General features: G+C 36.9%; 17 protein-coding genes. 7 read left to right on the plus strand and 10 right to left on the minus strand.

Going from position 1 to position 20668, the window contains the following annotated elements; all coding sequences use genetic code 11:
• Window positions 1-414 precede the first annotated feature (414 nt).
• The 4 genes from FCS21_RS10810 (at window position 415) to FCS21_RS10825 (ending at window position 3863) form a co-directional block, all read left to right on the plus strand.
• Window positions 415-2154: a dentin sialophosphoprotein gene (locus FCS21_RS10810; protein WP_138623260.1), complete on the plus strand. Its 1740-nt coding sequence runs from the start codon at window positions 415-417 to the stop codon at window positions 2152-2154.
• 140 nt (window positions 2155-2294) lie between these two features.
• On the plus strand, window positions 2295-2600 hold the full coding sequence (locus tag FCS21_RS10815) for a hypothetical protein (protein WP_246047177.1): 306 nt from the start codon (window positions 2295-2297) through the stop codon (window positions 2598-2600).
• 10 nt (window positions 2601-2610) lie between these two features.
• Window positions 2611-3306, plus strand: coding sequence for a C39 family peptidase (locus FCS21_RS10820; RefSeq protein WP_138623263.1), 696 nt, complete (start codon window positions 2611-2613; stop codon window positions 3304-3306).
• Window positions 3307-3344: 38 nt separating this feature from the next.
• Window positions 3345-3863, plus strand: coding sequence for a hypothetical protein (locus tag FCS21_RS10825; protein WP_138623265.1), 519 nt, complete (start codon window positions 3345-3347; stop codon window positions 3861-3863).
• A 531-nt stretch (window positions 3864-4394) separates the two neighbouring features.
• On the opposite strand, the gene FCS21_RS10830 is transcribed toward FCS21_RS10825, so the two are convergent.
• Window positions 4395-5648: a transporter gene (locus FCS21_RS10830; RefSeq protein ID WP_138623267.1), complete on the minus strand. Its 1254-nt coding sequence runs from the start codon at window positions 5646-5648 to the stop codon at window positions 4395-4397.
• 712 nt (window positions 5649-6360) lie between these two features.
• On the opposite strand from FCS21_RS10830, the gene FCS21_RS10835 reads away from it, so the two are divergent.
• Window positions 6361-8022: an FMN-binding glutamate synthase family protein gene (locus FCS21_RS10835; protein WP_138623269.1), complete on the plus strand. Its 1662-nt coding sequence runs from the start codon at window positions 6361-6363 to the stop codon at window positions 8020-8022.
• 85 nt (window positions 8023-8107) lie between these two features.
• Here the strand turns inward: FCS21_RS10835 and FCS21_RS10840 are convergent, their stop codons facing one another.
• From FCS21_RS10840 to purM, 7 genes are all read right to left on the minus strand, one after another.
• Entirely contained in the window at window positions 8108-8989 is an 882-nt protein-coding gene (locus FCS21_RS10840) for a 23S rRNA (adenine(2030)-N(6))-methyltransferase RlmJ (protein WP_138623271.1), read from the minus strand.
• A gap of 137 nt (window positions 8990-9126) precedes the next feature.
• Complete coding sequence (locus FCS21_RS10845; RefSeq protein WP_138623273.1) at window positions 9127-10719, minus strand: ABC-F family ATPase; 1593 nt, start codon at window positions 10717-10719, stop codon at window positions 9127-9129.
• 344 nt (window positions 10720-11063) lie between these two features.
• The gene (locus FCS21_RS10850) at window positions 11064-13361 is read right to left on the minus strand and encodes a YgiQ family radical SAM protein (protein WP_138623275.1); all 2298 of its coding nucleotides are present in this window, start codon (window positions 13359-13361) and stop codon (window positions 11064-11066) included.
• 386 nt (window positions 13362-13747) lie between these two features.
• Entirely contained in the window at window positions 13748-14212 is a 465-nt protein-coding gene (locus FCS21_RS10855) for a hypothetical protein (protein WP_138623277.1), read from the minus strand.
• Window positions 14213-14567: 355 nt separating this feature from the next.
• Entirely contained in the window at window positions 14568-15338 is a 771-nt protein-coding gene (locus tag FCS21_RS10860; protein WP_138623279.1) for a DUF3108 domain-containing protein, read from the minus strand.
• 96 nt (window positions 15339-15434) lie between these two features.
• The gene (gene purN / locus FCS21_RS10865; protein WP_138623281.1) at window positions 15435-16079 is read right to left on the minus strand and encodes a phosphoribosylglycinamide formyltransferase; all 645 of its coding nucleotides are present in this window, start codon (window positions 16077-16079) and stop codon (window positions 15435-15437) included.
• A gap of 144 nt (window positions 16080-16223) precedes the next feature.
• Window positions 16224-17264 carry a phosphoribosylformylglycinamidine cyclo-ligase gene (gene purM, locus FCS21_RS10870; protein WP_138623283.1) on the minus strand — a complete coding sequence of 347 codons (1041 nt, stop codon included), beginning with the start codon at window positions 17262-17264 and terminating at the stop codon, window positions 16224-16226.
• 192 nt (window positions 17265-17456) lie between these two features.
• On the opposite strand from purM, the gene FCS21_RS10875 reads away from it, so the two are divergent.
• A complete protein-coding gene (locus FCS21_RS10875; RefSeq protein ID WP_246047179.1) occupies window positions 17457-18980 on the plus strand; it encodes a DUF2066 domain-containing protein in 1524 nt (507 codons plus the stop codon).
• Window positions 18977-19684, plus strand: coding sequence for a DnaA regulatory inactivator Hda (hda, locus tag FCS21_RS10880; RefSeq protein WP_138623285.1), 708 nt, complete (start codon window positions 18977-18979; stop codon window positions 19682-19684). The genes FCS21_RS10875 and hda overlap by 4 nt, the downstream gene beginning before the upstream one ends.
• A gap of 129 nt (window positions 19685-19813) precedes the next feature.
• Here hda and FCS21_RS10885 read toward each other — a convergent pair whose 3' ends face one another.
• Both FCS21_RS10885 and arsC read right to left on the minus strand, forming a co-directional pair.
• Window positions 19814-20221, minus strand: a complete 408-nt coding sequence (locus FCS21_RS10885) for a DUF2069 domain-containing protein (protein ID WP_138623287.1) — start codon at window positions 20219-20221, stop codon at window positions 19814-19816.
• Between the two features lie 43 nt (window positions 20222-20264).
• Window positions 20265-20615: an arsenate reductase (glutaredoxin) gene (arsC, locus tag FCS21_RS10890; RefSeq protein ID WP_138623289.1), complete on the minus strand. Its 351-nt coding sequence runs from the start codon at window positions 20613-20615 to the stop codon at window positions 20265-20267.
• Window positions 20616-20668: the final 53 nt, after the last annotated feature.

Genomic DNA, 20668 nt, shown 5'->3' on the forward strand with positions numbered 1-20668 from the left:
TTAAATTCTTTGGTATATTTTTTACGTTTTGCCATTTCTGTTCTCCAGTTAAGCTTATTATGTCTTAACTGGGGTAGTCGAATCCATTAAACCACGTCATGTTTTTAAGGTGTTTTTAAGGCTTTTTTAAGGCTTTTTTAAGGTTTTTTTAAGTATCATTAAGTATTTTTTAAGTATTTCTTGAGGTGCTTTTAATGGCGCTTTAAGTTAGCGGTAGACTACTATTCACTGTGAATACAAAGCCGCTGAATTCAGATATATGTTAACTTCTAATTATGGTTAACGCTTTTTATTATATAGGTATACACGCTTTATACGGACGTTTTAAGAGTCGCTATTTTTCTTTTTTAATAACAACATAGTCATTTCAATGAGATTGGTAGTTACTAAATAATTCTTAGTGGAGTATAAAATATGAAATCTTTTAACAAAAACATACTAGCAGTAAGTATTGCTTTAATACTTAGTTCCGCCGCTAACTTAGCATGGGCAGAAGGTGAAGGTGTTGATGCTGATAATTCATCAGCGGCAGCTAGTGAAAGTTCTAGCGCAAATACCAATAACTCAGATAATTCTGATAATAGTAATGATTTAGATGTTGGTATAGCAGATTCGGGTAATAACAGCTCAGATAATACCAATAATTCAGATAACAGCGACAGTTCAAATAATTCTGATAATTCGGATAATAGCAACGATCTAGCCATTTCAGACAATGGTAATGATATGTCTGATAATACCGACAACTCAGATAACAGCGACAGTTCAAATAATTCTGATAATTCGGATAATAGCAACGATCTAGCCATTTCAGACAATGGTAATGATATGTCTGATAATACTGATAACTCGAACAATAGCGACAACTCAGATAACAGCGACAGTTCAAATAATTCTGATAATTCGGATAATAGCAACGATCTAGCCATTTCAGACAATGGTAATGATATGTCTGATAATACTGATAACTCGAACAATAGCGACAACTCGGATAACAGCGATAGTTCAAACAATTCAGATAATTCAGATAATAGTAACGATCTTGCTGTTGCTGATAGTGGTAACGATAATTCGAACAATAGTGATAATTCAGATAATAGCGATAGTTCAAACAATTCAGATAACTCGGATAATAGCAATGATTTAGCTATTTCAGACAATGGTAATGATATGTCTGATAATACTGATAACTCGAACAATAGCGATAACTCAGATAACAGCGATAGTTCAAATAATTCCGATAACTCCGATAGCAGTAACGATCTTGCTATTGCTGATAGCGGTAATGATAACTCTGATAATTCCGATAATTCGAATAATAGCGATAACTCTGATAGCAGTAACGATCTTGCTATTGCTGATAGCGGCAATGATAACTCTGATAATACCGATAATTCGAACAATAGCGATAACTCGGATAATAGCGATAGTTCAAATAACTCAGATAACTCAGATAATAGTAATGCGCTAGCTATTTCAGATAATGGTAATGATATGTCTGATAATACCGATAATTCTGACAATAGTGATAGTTCAAATAATTCTGATAATTCAGATAATAGTATCGATTTAGCTGTTTCAGATAGCGGTAATGATAACTCAAACAACTCTGATAATAGTGATAACTCAAATAACTCTGATAATAGTATGGCTAAGGCAAGTGCCACGGGTTCTGCCGCTGCTAACAATGGAGGAGTAGCGAGCACTGATAACTCAGACAATAGTGATAATAGTAATAATAGTGACAACAGTTATGCCGATGCTAATCACCGCTCAGCTTCAGCTAATAATGGTAGTACCGCTAGTGTTGATAACAGCGATAACAGTGACAATAGCGATAATAGCGACAACAGCGACAACAGCGACAATAGTTCTGCATGGGCTGAAGGTTGGGGAACATCTGCAGCAAATAATGGTGGCACCGCAACTACAACCTATACCTATAGTGTTAACGAATCTGCATTAACGGGTACAGTAACTGATAATAGTGTTGCTTATAACTTTGATAATGCTTCTACAAAAACGTCTAGTAATAATATGACGGATACCTTTAACGGTACTGCAGGTATTAACCAAAATGTACAAAACCTTGGTAATAATGCATTAACGCAGCAACAGGTATCATTTCAAGGGAATGTTAATGTAAATCCATAATAGTAAAACAACATTAAGATTTACCTGAAATGAGGTTAAAAAGTTGCTGGCATTATTGTCAGCAACTTCCTATAAGGATAAAGGCTATGAAAAACCTATATCAGAGTATAAGTTTATTAATCTTGTTTATCTTGTTCATAATGAGTAGCACAACCTTTGCCGAAGATGTTTTTGTAGAAAATTCGATAGTTGGACTTTTACCGGTAGCACTTGGCGATTTAGATGGAGCCAGAGGCCTTGGTGGTGTTGTTGATGTGACTAACAATGCCGATTTAGCAGCCGTGTTAACCAATAATGATGCCAGCAATAGTGTTACGGGTTATAACATCATAGATCAAGGTTCGTTTAATGATGCTAGCGGTGTGTTTTCAATTATTCAAAATACGGGTAATAATGTCATCATTCAAGACTCGACTATCATTACCATTACAATATCGCCAGAGTAAGGTAACTGTTATGAGCAAAGTATTGACAATATTTTTAGCATTAGCACTACTATTAGTTACCCCAGTACATGCTAGTAGAGTCAACTTAGGAGGTGGTTTTAGCGGAGGAAATTTTTCAATAGGTGTTTCAAGTATTAAAGAGCAACGCTTTAAAACTATCTATAAGCAACAATACGACTTTAGCTGCGGTTCTGCTACATTGGCCAGTTTATTATCTTTTCACTATGATGATGTTATAGATGAGTTTAATGTATTTAAAGATATGTTTAGCAATGGTAATCAAGAAAAAATACAAAAGCATGGCTTCTCGTTATTAGATATGAAACATTACTTATCACGTCGAGGTTACCGTTCTAATGGTTTTAAAATCACGCTTAAGCAGTTAGCAAAAGCTGAAATTCCGGCAATAACTATTATTAATAATAAAGGTTATATGCACTTTGTTATTATTAAAGGTAGTGATGAAAAAGAAGTACTGGTTGGTGACCCTGCTATTGGAATTAAAGTTTATAGTAGAGCTGAATTTCAAAAAATGTGGAACAATCAAATTTTGTTTGTTATTCAAGATAAAAAAGATACAGCATCCAATCACTATCAAAGCCAAGAGGAGTGGAAGCTCCGAGTGAAAGCTCATTTAGGTCTCGCTGTAGATCATTCTAGTTTAGCGTTATTCGATATGTTTAAACCATCAGCAATTGATTTTTAATGGCAATTTTTTATGTTAACTAAAATATAGGTATTCACATGAATATAAACCTAACTATATCTTTAAAAAAATTATACATAATTATTTTACGAAGAATAGTAGTAACTTTTATCATAGTTAACTCAACTTTTGCTTCAGCAATTAACAACGATAATATAGCTTTTGAGCAATCATTAGCCATGGAAAAATGGCGAAAAGTACCAGATACTAAATTAGCGGGTTCACGCGGAGGGTTTCTTTTACCTAATGGCGTGATTATTGACATAAGTTTTGAAAAACGTATATTTAGAAATGGTGAAGAGACCTCAAGCGCTTATTTTCAAATACCTAATAACTTGAATTTAATCAAAAATGGACAATTAAATAACACTGAATTAGCGAAGAAATCATCTAATCAAATAGCTGACTCCTTATTTCACTCAATTATTCAAAATGATCTAGACAACCAAACACTACAAACTATCAATAATATCAATATCGATATTAAAAATTTAAATAATATCAATTTAACGCCAAGTAATAATCAGTTTTTCAATTTACACTCATTAAAAATATAAGGTAAGTTATCAATTCATCTTGTCTGACAGCTTACTTGTTTACTCATTAGCGCTATAGCGTATTGATAGCCTAGTAAACTTCTAACATAAAGAGTGCTTCGAACCTTTATTGTCGATGATAAGTAAGCAAAGACTCATCAAAAACCTATCAAATTAACTGTTGGCAAGGTAAACGTGAGTTTACTAGCAACAACCTCTGCACGTATTTTATAGCATTTCGTATAAAGCAGTCACCATTTAGAATAGCATAGGCGACATGTTATTAATAAGCCTCTGCTGAGCCAAACCTAACCTTAACACTTTCTAGCTATTGAGTAGTTTTGTACTCAATTAAAAATATCCTCTAGCTATTTCGCTGAATGAATTAATCAACGAGCTAGGTTTATGAAAATGTTTTCCCATATTTTTGATGTTTGTTGCAATAATAGTCGTGATAAGGCTAAAGTACTGTATTGGTAAAAGTAGTACTTTTGATCTAGTGCAAACCAAGTAGGCAGTTATCGCACAGTGAATTAAATTGAAAATAGTAAGCTAAAACATCATAGGTACCCTAAAGTTTAGCCGCATGTCTGGAGCATCATCAGTGACACCAATATTGAGTGATAAGTTAAAGTTAGTTTGTGCGGAATAATTAAAAGAATAACCAATAATGAATTGACCAATATCGAGTTCACTACCATTAATTTTAACGTTATCAATTTTAGATTTTAATACATGCTTATGTGAATAACTTAAACTGATAGCAGTGCGTTCATTTAACGATAACCCTAAACCAAAACTAAAGCCTAAACTATCACCAGGGTCAACAGTGCCTACTTCTTCATCTGTTTCAAAGTTATTACCATAACTTATGTTTCCAAAAAGTACACCAGGATCGGTTGGATAAATTGCTGTTAAACTTGGTTGAACGCTGTAGTATCCTGAGCCTGTTGGTAATTCAATAGGAAAAACAGTTCCAGGGGCAGATTCTACATACTCAACCTCAAATGGACTTGTACCTGTGGGTATAGTAGCAACAAGATTAAAGACATAGATGGCACCACCGCCCATACCAGAATTAAGTTGATAACGCGTAGAAAACTCAAGATCTCCAATATCACCACCGCTGGCGGTAAAAATTTCATCTTGGCTAGCGCCTATACTAATAGGTCGAGATCGTTGGCTATCATTACGCCCGATATAAGAAACTTTTAAATCGACTTCCCACCTATCAGTTAAACCGTATCGACTACCAATACTGCCTATAATAGTATGACGCTTTATTTCTCTTACATCGATTAAACCAACGACTAGCGCAGGCAGAAATGAATAGGCATCGAGAAATACACGGTTAGAATCGGTATATGAATAACCCAATCTAGGCTCTATTATTAAAGTTCCTGCTTTGGTAAGCACTCCGCTATTATTTGTGCTTAATTTAGGTATGGCAGAGACATCGATATGCGTAGGTTTTTTAGGGGGGGCTTTTCCTACAGGTTTATTAACAAGGTTCGACTTTTTATTTTTTTTAGCAGAGGTGTTTCTATTTTGGGGCGTATTTACTGTTTTGCTGTTTACGTCTTTAATCAAACGTTTTAAATTTTCAATTTCACGACCTTGTTCTGTTAGTATTTTTTTTTGTCGCTCGAGTTCAAGCTGATATTCTTTCTTAGTTGACTCAGATGGGAGAGTTATTTGCTGTGCGTGGCTGTAATGCGATGTCGTTGCCCCTAATGTTGCCATCAGTAAAAAGAGTTTATATTTTTTCACGCTACGGCAAGTTATATGACTATTGATTTTATTCATAAGCATCTCTTTTATGACAATATCTCAAGTATTTAAGGAAGTTATTAAGTATTGGCAGCTACCAACATAACGTGTAATAGAATTGTTGACTGGCAATTATATTGTTTAAGTTAAATATAAGCTTATATGGTAAACGTTGAAATGCAAACTAAAGTGCTAACTAATCATTATAATACCAAGTTGATTAAGTGCTTTTCCACTTAGCGAGCAGCGAGAATTAAATATCTTAAAGACAAGGTATTGGTTGAAATGCTTATTCAGAAAAATAAATACCGACACTCCCCAATATGTCACCTCCGTGTATCAGTCCAGTCAAAATCAGTCCAGTCAAAATAAATAACGGCGCATGTAAATCTTTACTTTATATTAGGTACTCGAACCTTGAGAGCTGGCTCGATGCGCACTAACATCGTTAAATTTATTTGATGTGGCATGAGTAAACCGAAAGAAATTAGTCTTGTTATAACATATCGAGCATCGTTCTGCGCTAGGAAGAAATTCAACTGGAGGAGATAACTAGCTTGAAAAACTCCAGTATAAGTACTAGCTAAAATGGGCACTTTACCTTACCATCTTTAATAAAATTAAAGGCAACATCGGTTGTCTTTTTTATATATTAAAAACGCCTTTGTTATTTAATTTCTCATGATAAGTTATTTTGTGTAAGTTATTTTATAAGGCTGTTTGATTATTATCATTTATAAGGATTTTCATGACCATAATGCAAAAGGTGCTGTGGTTAATTGCCAGTATTGGTAATTTTCTCGCAGGTTACTTCTATATGTATAGCCAAAGTTTCTTTAGCTTTATTTTACTATTCGTGACCTTAACCTATAGCATTATTGGCTTACATGACATTTTTTATAGTCGCCACGCGTTAAATCGTTTATATCCTGTAGTGGCTTATTTGCGTTATTTTTTGGAATCTTATCGCGTTGAAGTGCAACAATATTTTATTGCTAACGACACCGAAGAGTTGCCTTTTAACCGCGAACAACGTTCGTTAGTGTATCAACGTTCTAAAAATGAACGCGATACCATTGCTTTTGGTACCCAGCGTAATTTACTTGAAGAAAATTATTTAAGTCTATGGCATTCAATGGCTCCTACTCATGTAAAAGAGAGTGCTAAGCGAGTGGTTATTGGCAGTGAGCGCTGTCAGCAACCTTACTCGGCGTCTTATTTAAATATATCAGCAATGAGCTTTGGCTCGTTAAGTACTAACGCTATTGAAGCGCTTAATTTAGGCGCTAAAAAAGCCGGTTGTTATCATAATACCGGTGAAGGTGGTGCAAGCCCGTATCATTTAAAACATGGTGGCGATATTGTTTGGCAACTAGGCACGGGGCTTTTTGGTTGTCGTGATGAGCAAGGACGTTTTAATCCGAGTAGCTTCGAAGTAACTGCAAAGCTACCACAAGTAAAAATGATTGAAGTAAAATTAAGTCAAGGCGCTAAACCTGGTCATGGTGGTGTGTTGCCTAAAGAAAAAATTACCGATGAAATTGCTCGCATTAGACATATTCCCAAAGGAAAAGATTGTATTTCACCAGCCATTAACCCTGAGTGTACCTCACCGAAAGCATTATTAGCTTTTATCGAACAATTGAGGGTGTTAAGTGGCTTTAAACCTATTGGTTTTAAATTATGTGTTGGTAATCCTGCGGAGTTTTTAAGTCTGTGTAAAGCCATGCTAGAAACAGGTATTACCCCTGACTTTATTACGATAGATGGCGCTGAAGGAGGTACTGGTGCCGCCCCTATTGAGTTTAGTAATCGCTTAGGGGTAACCTGTTTAGAAGGAATCTATATTGTCAATAATGCGCTCATTGGGGTTGGGCTTAGAGACAAAATAAAGATAATTGCTGCGGGTAAAACAGCCTCAAGCTTTGATTTGTTAGCAAAAATTGCTGCTGGCGCCGATGTGGTCAATGCCGCAAGAACAATGATGATGGCTATTGGCTGTATTCAATCAAGGCATTGTAATACCAATCTTTGCCCAACAGGTATTGCCACGCAAGACCCTATTCGTTCAAAAGCGGTTAACATTGTTAATAAAAGTGAGCGAGTGAAAAACTTTCATCATAATACGTTAGCGAGCTTTTTTGAATTAGTGGGGAGTATGGGCTTAGATGATCCGACTAAACTAGTACCTCAAATGGTAAAGCGCCGTTCACCTTATGGCGTACAAATGTCTATGGGCAGTTTGGTTGCTCCTTTAGCTGCTAATGCGTTAGTTGAACCGTTACTTAATACATTAGATCTTGATGAAACGTGGCGACATTGGTGGGAAAAAAGTAGTGCAGAGCAGTTCTATGTAGATGATTTATTTATACTTAAATCACCAGAATTTCATCGAGCAAAAAAAAATTAATCAGTAAAATGTCGTAAAAGCCCATTAGATCAAATGATTTAATGGGCTTTGTTATTATTACGATGTAAGTCGCTATTACTTACTATTACTCTGCAATTAACTGTTTAACCGTATAGCTTGTGTCATCACTCCCTAGCTTTGTTTTTAGATAAGGCAGTATTTCTTTAAGTTGTGCCGTTAATTGCCAGGGCGGGTTAACAATAAATAGCCCTGTGCCGGTCATGCCATATTCATCGCTATCTTGCTCTAAACACAGTTCTACTTGTAGTAGATTTTTTACTTCGCTATGACTAAAGTCTCGCTCCATTGCCAACACTAATTCGCGTTTTACGACAGGATACCAAAGAATATAGGTACCGGTTGAGAATTTTGTATAGGCTTTGATGATTGTTTTGACCGCTTTTGTATAATCTTCTTTAAGCTCATAAGGTGGGTCAATAAGTACTACACCTCGACGACTTGGCGGTGGTAATAAGCCAAGTACCCCTTGGTAACCATCTGATTGTTTAACAAACACTTTACGCCAGCGCTGACAAAAATCAGTTAAGTGTTGGATATCTGTTGGATGTAATTCAAATAAATGACTACTGTCTTGACGACGAACAAACGCTTTAGCTATGCCTGGAGAGCCCGGATAAACCTCAAGCTCATTAGTTGCGTTATTATTTACGTTATCACTCGCTTCATTTACCTTAATAAGGTTAAGACTGCTAATCAAAGATAAGTAGGGCTCTAGTGATTCAGGCGCCGCAGCATCGTTAATAATTTTGGCGATACCGTTTTTATACTCACCTGTTTTTTGAGCATATTCATCAGCCAGTTGATACATACCAGCGCCAGAGTGACTGTCTATGTAACAAAACCCTTTTTCTTTACGGGTCATATAATCTAAAACCAGTGTTAAAACGCTGTGTTTTAGGACATCGGCAAAATTGCCAGCATGAAAAGCGTGACGATAACTAAGCAAGATAGTTCCTTAGAGGAAAGTAATAATAGAAAGGAATACGGCTATCAAAGTGTATTGATAGCCATTAAGTGATTTACATGTAGGTTACATGAAAACGTAAACGTAAACGTAAACGTAAACGTAAACTCACAGTCAAGTTAAGCTTTGCTAGCTAAGTACTCATCATAAGTACCGGCAAAATCAACATAACCGTCGCTGGTTAATTCAATAACACGTGTGGCAATGGTCGACACAAACTCTCGGTCGTGACTAACAAATAACAAGGTACCTTCGTACTGCTCTAATGCCATGTTTAATGATTCAATAGATTCCATATCCATGTGGTTAGTGGGTTCATCAAGTACTAATATATTTGGTTTTTGCATCATTAACTTACCAAATAACATACGTCCTTTTTCACCACCAGAGAGCACACTGACATTTTTCTTAATATCATCAGCTGAGAAAAGTAAACGTCCTAAGTAGCCACGAACCGCTTGCTCGTCATCAGTAGGTTGACGCCACTGGCTCATCCACTCAAACAAGTTCATATCATTTTCAAATTCATATTCATGATCTTGTGCATAATAACCGATATTAACATTGTCAGACCAAGTATACTCACCAGCGTCTTGTTGATAATTAACATCGCCCACTAACGTGCGTAATAGAGTGGTTTTACCAATACCATTTTCACCAATAATAGCAATGCGTTCACCGACTTCGACTAAGGCCGAAATATCTTTAAGTACTTGAGAGCCGTCAAAGCTTTTGTTAAGGTTTTCTATGACGAGAGCATTACGAAAGAGTTTTTTCTCTTGTTCAAAACGAATAAACGGGTTACTACGGCTAGAGGCTTTTACTTCATCTAACTGAATTTTATCTATACGTTTAGCGCGTGACGTGGCTTGTTTTGCTTTTGACGCATTAGCAGAAAAGCGTGCAACAAAGGCTTGTAGTTCACCTATTTGTGCTTTTTTCTTGGCATTATCAGATAATAAACGAGCTCTGGCTTGCGTTGCCGCTAACATGTATTCATCGTAATTACCGGGATAAACACGTAACTCACCGTAATCTAAATCGGCCATATGGGTGCAAACACTGTTAAGAAAATGTCTATCATGGGAAATGATAATCATGGTTGAGTTGCGTTCATTTAAGGTTTCTTCTAACCATTGAATGGTATGAATATCTAAGTTGTTGGTTGGTTCATCAAGTAATAAAATATCAGGGTCTGAGAACAACGCTTGAGCAAGTAATATACGTAATTTAAAGCCAGGGGCTATTTCACTCATTAAACCGTAATGTTGCTCAACAGCAATACCGACACCAATTAATAATTCGCCAGCACGACTCTCCGCACTGTAACCATCCATTTCGGCATACTGCGACTCTAAGTCACCTACTTTCATACCGTCGGCTTCAGTCATTTCAGGTAAAGCGTAAATACGGTCACGTTCTTCTTTTACCGCCCATAATTCGGTATGTCCCATGATCACGGTATCAATAACACTGTAATGTTCAAAAGCGAATTGGTCCTGGCGTAATTTACCTAAACGCTCACCCGTATCAAGATTAACGTTGCCAGAAGTTTGTTCTAAATCACCGCCTAATATTTTCATAAAGGTAGATTTACCACAACCATTGGCGCCGATTAAGCCGTAGCGGTTACCGCCACCAAACTTTTGTGAGATATTTTCAAACAATGGCTTGGCGCCAAATTGTTGAGTGATATTGTTAGCTGCTAGCATGATGAGTTCCGTCGAATGTTAAAATTTACTAAATTAAATAAGTCAGTACATTGACTGATATAGTTAATTTTTTAGTCTTTGACTAAGTAAGTGATAGAAAGTGATAGTTTAAAAAACAGTGATTTAATTTACTGGCTAAGTACTGACTCATTAATAACTTTAGCCCATTAAAGTGGTGACTGCTGATACAGCCTATATACATGCGCTAAATATAATAAATGCGCGCGATTATACACGAGACAAATACAATAGTTAATAGCGCTGTAAAGGCGCTACTATCTTATTATTAAGCAACAGATAAATGTTCAGTTGCTTATTGAATAAGTAGTAGCGCTTTATTTAGGCTATTTTACTTTTTGCCCGTCACTAAATTGATTATCAGAAAAACGGGTTAAGCCTTTTTTATGCGCAGGGGTATTCTTGGCTTTTCCTTGCCCGAATTTAGGTCTATTTTGACCTGGACTTGTTTTAAAGCCTTGAGCATTGTTTTTACCTTGCCTACCTTTTGTTGTTAATTGTTTTTCAGCGCGGGTTTCTTTAGGGACTAAGCACGTTGGCGCAGAGCCTATAAGTTTAGTTAAGCCCATTTTTGTTAACGCTTGACGAATTTGAGGCCAATTAACGGGGTCATGATAACGTAAAATAGCTTTATGTAAACGTCGTTGTATGGTGCCTTTAGGTACGGTAACTTTGCCAATATCTTTTGCTAAATTCTTACTGGTGATGTTACGCAAGGAATTAAGCTCGGTATGGTATAACGTCGTTGCATTCGCTAATGGTGAAGGATAAAAATTTTGTACCTGATCTAACTTAAAGTTATTGTCCTTTAGCCATAGAGCTAAGTTAACCATGTCTTTATCGGTTGTCCCTGGATGCGCAGAAATAAAGTAAGGGATTAAATACTGTTTTTTACCAGCAAGTATTGAATAATGATCAAACATTTCTTTGAATTTGTCATAACTGCCCATCCCTGGCTTCATCATATTGTCGAGTGGCCCTTGCTCAGTATGCTCAGGGGCAATTTTTAAATAACCACCCACATGATGAGTTGCTAACTCTTGTATATACTCTGGATGTTCAATGGCTAAGTCGTAACGAACGCCAGAGGCAATTAATATTTTTTTAATGCCTTTAACTTTACGTGCTTTACGATACAGTTCTATGGTTGGCGTATGGTCGGTATCTAAGTGACCACAAATCGTTGGCCAAACACAAGAAGGCTTTCTACAGGTTGCTTCAGCTTTTTCACTTTTACAGTTAAGCTGATACATATTAGCAGTAGGACCACCTAAGTCTGATATAACACCTGTAAAACCCGGGACCTTTAATTTTATATCTTCAATTTCATTAATAATTGATTCATGAGATCGCGATTGAATAATACGACCTTCATGTTCAGTAATTGAACAAAAAGTACAGCCACCAAAACAGCCGCGCATAATATTAATTGACGTTTTGATCATATCGTAAGCAGGAATTTTTGCCTTACCGTAGCTAGGGTGGGGCACACGCTGATATTCAAGACCAAATACACCATCCATTTCTTGTGTTGATAATGGTTTAGCCGGTGGGTTTAACCAAATAAGGCGTGTACCGTGGCTTTGTACCAGAGGCTTAGCAGACGTAGGATTAACTTCTTGATGAAAAATACGCGAAGCATGGGCATAAAGCACTTTATTGTCTCGTACTTGCTCAAACGTCGGTAAATTTATATAAGTGGTTTCCCAAGGCTTAGCTTTGTTTTCCCATGATTTATTGCGATAGTCAGCAATCTCAATAGGTTGTGCTGTTTTAGTGATGTCGTTATTTAACGCTGCTTGCTCTGTTTTTGCTTCATTATCACTACAGCTTTCTGGAGTTATCTCTTCATAAGGGCTATAAATAGGATCAATTTTGCCTGGTCGGTCGATATCTCGTGAATCAATGCCTTTCCAACCGGGTAATGCTTGATTCGTTAAGAAAGCACTACCTCTAACGTCAGTAATACTTTTAATGTCATCACCTCGGGCGATGCGATGAGCAATCTCAACTAAAGGACGTTCGGCATTACCAAAAATTAATAAATCGGCTTTTGAGTCAAACAGTACTGAGCGACGTACTTTATCTGACCAATAATCATAATGAGCAATACGGCGTAAACTTGCTTCTATGCCACCAATAATGACAGGCACGCCTTTATAGGCTTCTTTACAACGCTGAGTATAAGCAGTTACCGCGCGATCGGGGCGTTTGCCACCTTCATCATTAGGTGTGTACGCATCGTCATGGCGCATGCGTCGCTCAGCGGTGTAGCGGTTGATCATAGAATCCATGTTACCGGCGGTCACACCAAAAAATAAATTGGGTTTGCCTAATTCCATAAACGCATCTTTTGAGCGCCATTCTGGCTGAGCAATAATACCAACACGAAAGCCTTGCGCTTCTAACATTCGACCGATAATAGCCATACCGAAACTGGGATGATCAATATAGGCATCACCGGTGACAATAATAATGTCGCAACTATCCCAACCAAGGATGTCCATTTCTTTGCGAGACATAGGCAAAAAAGGTGCGGTGCCGTAGCACTCTGCCCAGTATTTTGGATAATCAAATAATCCCGGTTGTTTTTGTGAAATTATTTGTTTTTTTACTGAAGCCATATCACCATTCTCATTGAGAGTTAACTCATATTAAATTACTACGTTGCTAAACACTGATAATTGCAACATGGTTAAACCTCTGCATTATCAAATCGCACTATCAAATTAAAGCACCGTTAAGTAACAGCACTATTAGAAATATTGTACCGCTAATAGCGGGCGCGAAATTATAGCAGAAATATAGTGTTAATCCCAACTGGTTGTGTTTGTTTTTTATACGTCAAGTATTAGATCAAAGCAAAACAAGGGTTGAATCTTAGCTAAAAAAATAGTGATACAAAAAAAACGTAGTGCTGTTAACAATACGGTTTGTAGGAATATATACAGTTTATTATTTATGTAATCTGTTGAACTTAAGTTAGACAAGATAAGCGGGGCGCCGTTTTTTAATGAATGTTTGCATCATTAACAAGTGATTGTTTTTTCATGGTATTTTTAAGTAGCACACAGCGCGTCTCTCCTAAACGTGCGCAGTCATTGAGCGCGATAATTTCATCAGTATCAAAAGAGGCATTTGATAGAATTACGGCGGAACAATTACCGCGGCGTAAAACATTTTTAATATGTTCAATATCTAAATGCGCAGAGTTAATATCTGTTAAGTTATTGGTTTTATTTTTACCTTTAAAGCTCACACAAAGTACTTTTGAAACATCAACGCCATGGCTTTGTGCTAATTGCTCTAATGAAGACTCTTCTGGGTTAATAAATAATAACCATTTTTTATCTTGGTTATATTGCTGGCAGATAGTGACGTAATGTGAAGATAATTCTTGATGGTTTGCAACACTAGTTAATTTTAACCAAACCTGCTCTGTTATTTTGTTGTTAATGGTATTGATTGTGAACATAGTATTGCCCTGTGTTAGGTGGTAATAAAGATACTGTATAAATGAACAGTATCTCTTATTTGGTGGTTATTCAAGCATTATTTATGTTTTTTGGCGATAATCTCTTGTATGTTTACTGCAAAACATACACTGAAGACGTAATTATAATGTCTGTAGTGACAAGCTAAGTAGAGTAGTTGGGGAGCTTAGAGAGTTAGACCTATAGCTAAAAAATAGGCACTAAAAAGTGCAGATCACATGAGTTAGCTAACAGTGGAGAAAAAAGTAGTGAGTTTACAAGAGAATTTAGGGGACTAATAAAATGAGCATGGGGGATACTCACTTTATTTTATTGTATTTTCATATCTTATGGGTTTTATTTAGTTTCTAGCGTTAACAATTGTGCTTCAAATTGTTCCTCGCCATCTTTTATTTGATAGAGTTTAACCAGTAAATAGTTTAATTCAGGCGCAAACCAAGCATAGGTAATACGTTTTTTCTCGATGACTTCTCGTTTTAAACGTATAGTGTTGACCAAGCCAAAGGGTAGTGTAAGTGTCTCGGTATCGTCATATTGATATTGATAATCTTTAATAGAACCGCTAGTACTAATAACGGGGTAAATAAATTGTTTTTGTTCAGGGTTGGTAATTAAATCTAAACGGTTTTGTAAATGGTAACTCAGTTTATCGAATAGACCATCAGTAAAGTCGAGTGTTATTTTTTTATCTTTTTTCAGATCAAGGGCCGTTTTTTCAGTCAAGTTATACTGCCATTGGTAACGCTTATCACGACCTGTTCCCTCACGCTCATAATCATATTGCCATGGTGTAACTTTATTATTGTCTATTGAGACAATAGCGGTTTCACTGCGTTTATCAGAAAAAATGAGCCAACTTATATCTGTTTCATAATGATACTTTACTTTATTATTTTCTAGGTAGGTTAATTCTCTGATGGCAGTGCCAACAGGATCTGATTTATGCAGTAAGGTATAAGTCGCTCGATAAGCCGGTATTAAAGGCGTAGAAGTTATTTTTTCTGGTGGCGTTACTGAGGAGCTTGGTAGCTGTGCTTGGCTAGGAAAAATAAAAAGAGCGGCTGAAAGTGCAGTAACAACACTAAGTAATAAAGAGGTAATTCGCATAATAAATAAAAATCCAAAAGCTAATGAGTAGATTATACTAACAGCTTCTGGATTTTTAACAGTAAAAAAGTGTTTAACGTTCTGCTAATTATTTAGTTATTCGTCGTTTGCGTAACCTGATGCAGGTAATATGTTGTGGTCTAGCACAGCATTGTCACCTTGCATTGTGAGTCTTTTTTGGGCAAACCACTTAACGACTAACGGATAAATTCGATGTTCTTGTTCGTGCACACGAGCAGCTAAATCATCAACATTATCACCCTCAAACACTGGCACCTTGGCTTGTAAAATTACCGGACCGCCATCAAGCTCTTCGGTGACAAAGTGAACACTAACGCCGTGTTCAGTATCGCCTGCATCAATAGCACGTTGATGGGTATTTAAGCCTTGGTATTTAGGTAGTAAAGACGGATGAATATTAAGTAACTTCCCTTGGTAATGTTGCACAAAACCGGGTGTTAAAATACGCATAAAACCAGCTAACACGATAATATCAGCAGTAAAACTATCAATTTTTTGGATCAATGCTTGATCGTAATCTTCACGATTTTCAAAATTTTGATGGGACAGCGCCACGGCTTCAATACCCGCATCTTTAGCGCGGGTTAAGCCATAAGCATCGACTTTATTAGAAATAACTGCAACCACTTCTGCAGGGTAATTTTTGTTAGTACAAGCATCAATAATCGCTTGTAGATTAGTGCCTCCACCAGAGATTAATACTACTATTCGGCTCGACATATGCTGCTAATTTCCTACTATTTTCATTTATTAGTGCTAGCGGTAAGCTAACTAAAAGGGGCTATTGATACCAGTGTTAATAATTAACTGCTATCAATAGCCCCTTTTTAAAATATTTGTGTTATTAAAGTAAACCGTTAACTATTAGGCAAAAACAACCGGCTCTTCGCCGTCGGCTTTATCAGCTATTTCGCCAATATGCCAAGCTTTTTCGCCATGCGCTGTTAATATTTCGATACTTTCTTCAACTTTATCAGCTGGTACAACAATAACCATACCAACACCACAGTTAAAGGTACGGTACATTTCATGTGTGGTAATGTTGCCGTTTTCTTGTAACCAGTTGAAAATACTTGGCCATGCCCAGCTATCACCATTAATGACTGCTTGGGCAGTTTCAGGTAATACACGTGGAATATTTTCCCAGAAACCACCACCAGTGATATGAGAAAGAGCATGAACATCAACGCTTTTAAGCAGTTCAAGTACCGACTTAACGTAGATTTTAGTTGGCTCCATTAAATGGTCAGCAATTTTCTTACCGTCAAGTAATTCATTGGTATCAGTGCTATTCACTTCTAATACTTTACGAATTAATGAGAAACCATTTGAATGAGGACCTGACGCGCCTAGGGCAATAAGTTGATCGCCCGCAGCAACATGAGTACCGTCAATTAAACGAGACTTTTCTGCGACACCAACACAAAAACCAGCAATATCGTAATCGCCTTTATGGTACATACCTGGCATTTCAGCAGTTTCACCACCAACAAGCGCACAACCTGCTTGAATACACCCTTGTGCAATACCTTCAACGACTGATGAAGCAACAGCAACATCAAGTTTGGCGGTTGCGTAGTAATCAAGGAAGAATAAAGGCTCAGCGCCTTGAACGATTAAATCGTTAACACACATAGCAACTAAATCGATACCAACAGTATCGTGTTTAGCTAAATCAATCGCTAAACGTAACTTAGTACCAACACCATCGGTGCCAGCAACTAATACAGGCTCTTTATAGCCGGTAGGTAATTGACAAACCGAACCGAAACCACCTAAACCACCCATAACCTCTGGGCGTGTAGTGCGTTTAACCGCACCTTTAATGTTTTCAACAAGGGCATTACCAGCATCAATATCAACACCAGCATCTTTATAGCTTAACGACTGTTTTTGTTCGCTCACGGGGAAACCTCAGAATTTACCGACAGTATTTTATGGGCATTATTCTAACAGCGCAAAGGTCCATACTCAAGATATGAAACAGTATCTTAGCTTGTTTTATTTTATTACGGTATTTCAACAGGATTTATTGATTTTTTCAGGTGTTACTTGCTGGTGATGTGGTAATATAAAAGATATAAAATCAGAGAGTTTTTGAAAGTTTTAATCGCTATGCTTAGATTTCCCCTTATATATTTTCCACTTGTCTCAATAATACTGTCATTTTCTTTCTTTATTAGTAAGGTAGCGGCACTTGAAGTAGATGGCTTATACCAAGCTAATGTAGTCGTTGACTCACAAGATAAAGAACAGCGTGAACACGCTATAGAAAAAGCACTGGCAGCTGTATTTTTAAAAGTGGGCGGTAAGCACAGTAGCTTAACTCACCAGGTACTACAAACAGCACAAAAAAATGCCAGTCGTTACGTTAGCCAGTATCGTTATCAACGTAATGATGGGCAGCTAAGCTTGATAGTCATGTTTAACGAAGACCAAGTAAATGAGTTGTTTAAAGCAGCTGACCTAGCCTTATGGGGCAGTTTACGCCCGCAGGTTCTTTTATGGTTAATTGATGAGCAAGGTACAACGCGCTCTATAGTATCCGCGGATGCAGACTCAATAATCCCATTAAATATCCATGATTTTTCTGTGCAGCGTGGTTTGCCTATTACCATGCCATTAATGGATTTAATCGATAATGAGCAGGTAGTGCTAACTGATTTTTGGCATTATTCACACGAGCATGTGCAACAAGCCTCATTACGTTACCTTGCCGATATGGTTGTCGTGATGAGAGTGTCAGATTCTAGCTTAGTGCTTGATAAGCACCTATCAGAAAATTTAACTACAGACATAACCACAGGTATAAATACAGAGAACTTAGCCTCACAAGGTTCAATTCCTGATAGCCGAACGGTATCAAACAATAGTTCTTGTGATTTGTTATGCCAACAACAAGCTAATATGCCTAAAGTGCTTGATTGGAGAGTATATATGCAAGGTGCTTTGTACACTCAGCAATATCAGGGGGTTGATAAAATGAGTTTAATCACTCAAGGCTTAGCTGATATTACCGAGCTGATTTACCAATCTTACGCGTTATCAACAGCGGCGGAAAATAATTTTATTATTGAAGTACAAAATATTACCTCATTAAAAAGTGATACTGCGGTTGCTAACTTCCTTATCAATTTATCGGCGGTTAAGACGGTTACGTTAACGCGTGTGCAAGGCGATATTCGTCATTTTAAATTAGAGTTAATTGGTTCAAAGGCTTCACTTATCGCGTCTTTAAAACTTAATAACAAGTTAACGCAAAAAATTGAAACGCCAATTGATAGCCAAAGTACTCAACACAATTACCTTGATAATATGGTTATTAATACCGAAGCGACAGGCGGTTTTAATAACCGCAGTCAAGCAATGAAGGTCATTATTCTTGGTGATGATAATACCGCAGCAAAAAATGCAGCGGCTCCAGTGGCGAATGAGATTATTGATAGTACTGCACAGGAGCAGCAATCATTGACGGAACTTGACGCCGGTTATGATACGTATACTGACGAAGAACAAGAACAAGAACAAGAACAAGAACAAGCACAAGAACAAGAACAAGAACAAGTGATACCACAAACGATTATCCCTAATATTCCTGTTTTTTATTGGGAGCAAGGATGAAGCAAGTCGCTCAACTTACTTTGAAGGTACAATTACCTGATGATGAAACATTCGACAGTTATAAAAGTGAAGCGAACTTAAGTATTGTAAGTCAGCTCAAATTATATATTGAGCAACAACAAGAATCCCCTCACGGGTTTTACTTATTTGGTTTAACTAGCGCTGGTAAATCACACTTATTACATGCAAGCAGCAGTTATGCTGCGCAATTAGGAAAATCTTCTGTGTGCTTATCATGTGCAGAGTTGAAGCAACTTCCAGTAGCCGTTCTCGATGGCTTAGAGAATATCGATTTAATTTGTTTAGATGATATTCATTTAATTGCTGGCGACAATCAATGGGAACAAGCCATCTTTGATTTATATAATCGCGTACTTGAACACAATAAATATTTATTAATTTCAGGTAACGAGAGTGTGCAACAACTTGGTATTAGCTTACCTGATCTTGTTTCAAGGCTTTCATGGGGGTTAACTGAGCAAGTTAAGCCCCTTGATGATGAAGAGAAAATAACGGCATTACAGTATCGTGCAACACAACGTGGTTTGATCTTATCAGATGAAGTGGTTAAATTTTTACTTAACCGCTTAAGTCGTGATATGGGGAGTTTAACTAAATCATTGGATGTCTTAGATAAAGCATCAATTCAAGAACAAAGAAAAATTACTATTCCTTTTATTAAGGAAGTGCTTAGTCTGCAATAGTTAATGCTATCTCAGTTAACTGTATAGCGATAATAATGGATTTTACGGGTGAATATAATAACGCGACTCAACTAAAGTCGCGTTTTTTCTCTCTGTTTCTCACTACTTTATTGATGAAATAGCAATGCGTTATTTTTTTTCTGCCTGGTCTTCTTTCTTTTTTCTAATGCTTAAACCAAGCTCCTGCCCACGAAATTTAGCGTAATAGGTGGCACCAAAAAACATAGTGCTAGCAAAAAACAATTCTAACAACGCCCATAATCTGTCTGCTGGCAATACCCAAAGGGTTGTTAAGCTATGTAAAAAATAAATTAAGACAATAAAGTTAGACCAAGCATAGGTAAAAGGGTTGCCTTGTAGCATTCCCTTTAAAGGGAATAACAAGGGTAAGGTGAACATAATCAATGCCGTAGGAATGCTTAAACTTTCACTTGGACTGAGCACGATTAGCCATAACGGCATGAAGATGAGTAAAGCGAAGTACCCCGTTAAGGCGATTCTTTTGTAGGTACTTGTTGAAAATCTTTGTTTATTCATTGGTCTGCTTAATAGTATTGGAAGGTAAGTGGCGCTTATTCGATTAAAAAAAGCTTAGAACATTTTCAGGAGGCCTACCAATAATGGCTTTGCTGCCATTAGAGACAATAGGACGTTCAATTAATTTTGGTGTATTGGCCATAGCATTAAAAAGCGTATCATCAGTAGCACCTTTTAAATTTTGTTCAGTAAATTCTGCTTCTTTAACGCGCATCATCTTCAATGCAGAGCAGCTAAGTTGTACTGATAACTGTTTTATTTCATCAACAGAGAGTGGCGTTTTTAGGTACTCTACAATGGTAACCTCTTGATTATTTTGTTGTGCTTGCTCTTCAAGTAACGCTAACGTTTGACGACTTTTAGAACATCTTGGATTGTGATAGATAGTGAACATTGTTTTTCCTTGGCTAATTTAATCGAATAGTTATTTTTAGTAGCAATATTAGG

This window comes from Colwellia ponticola, from assembly GCF_005885605.1.
Taxonomy (GTDB): Bacteria; Pseudomonadota; Gammaproteobacteria; order Enterobacterales; family Alteromonadaceae; genus Colwellia; species Colwellia ponticola.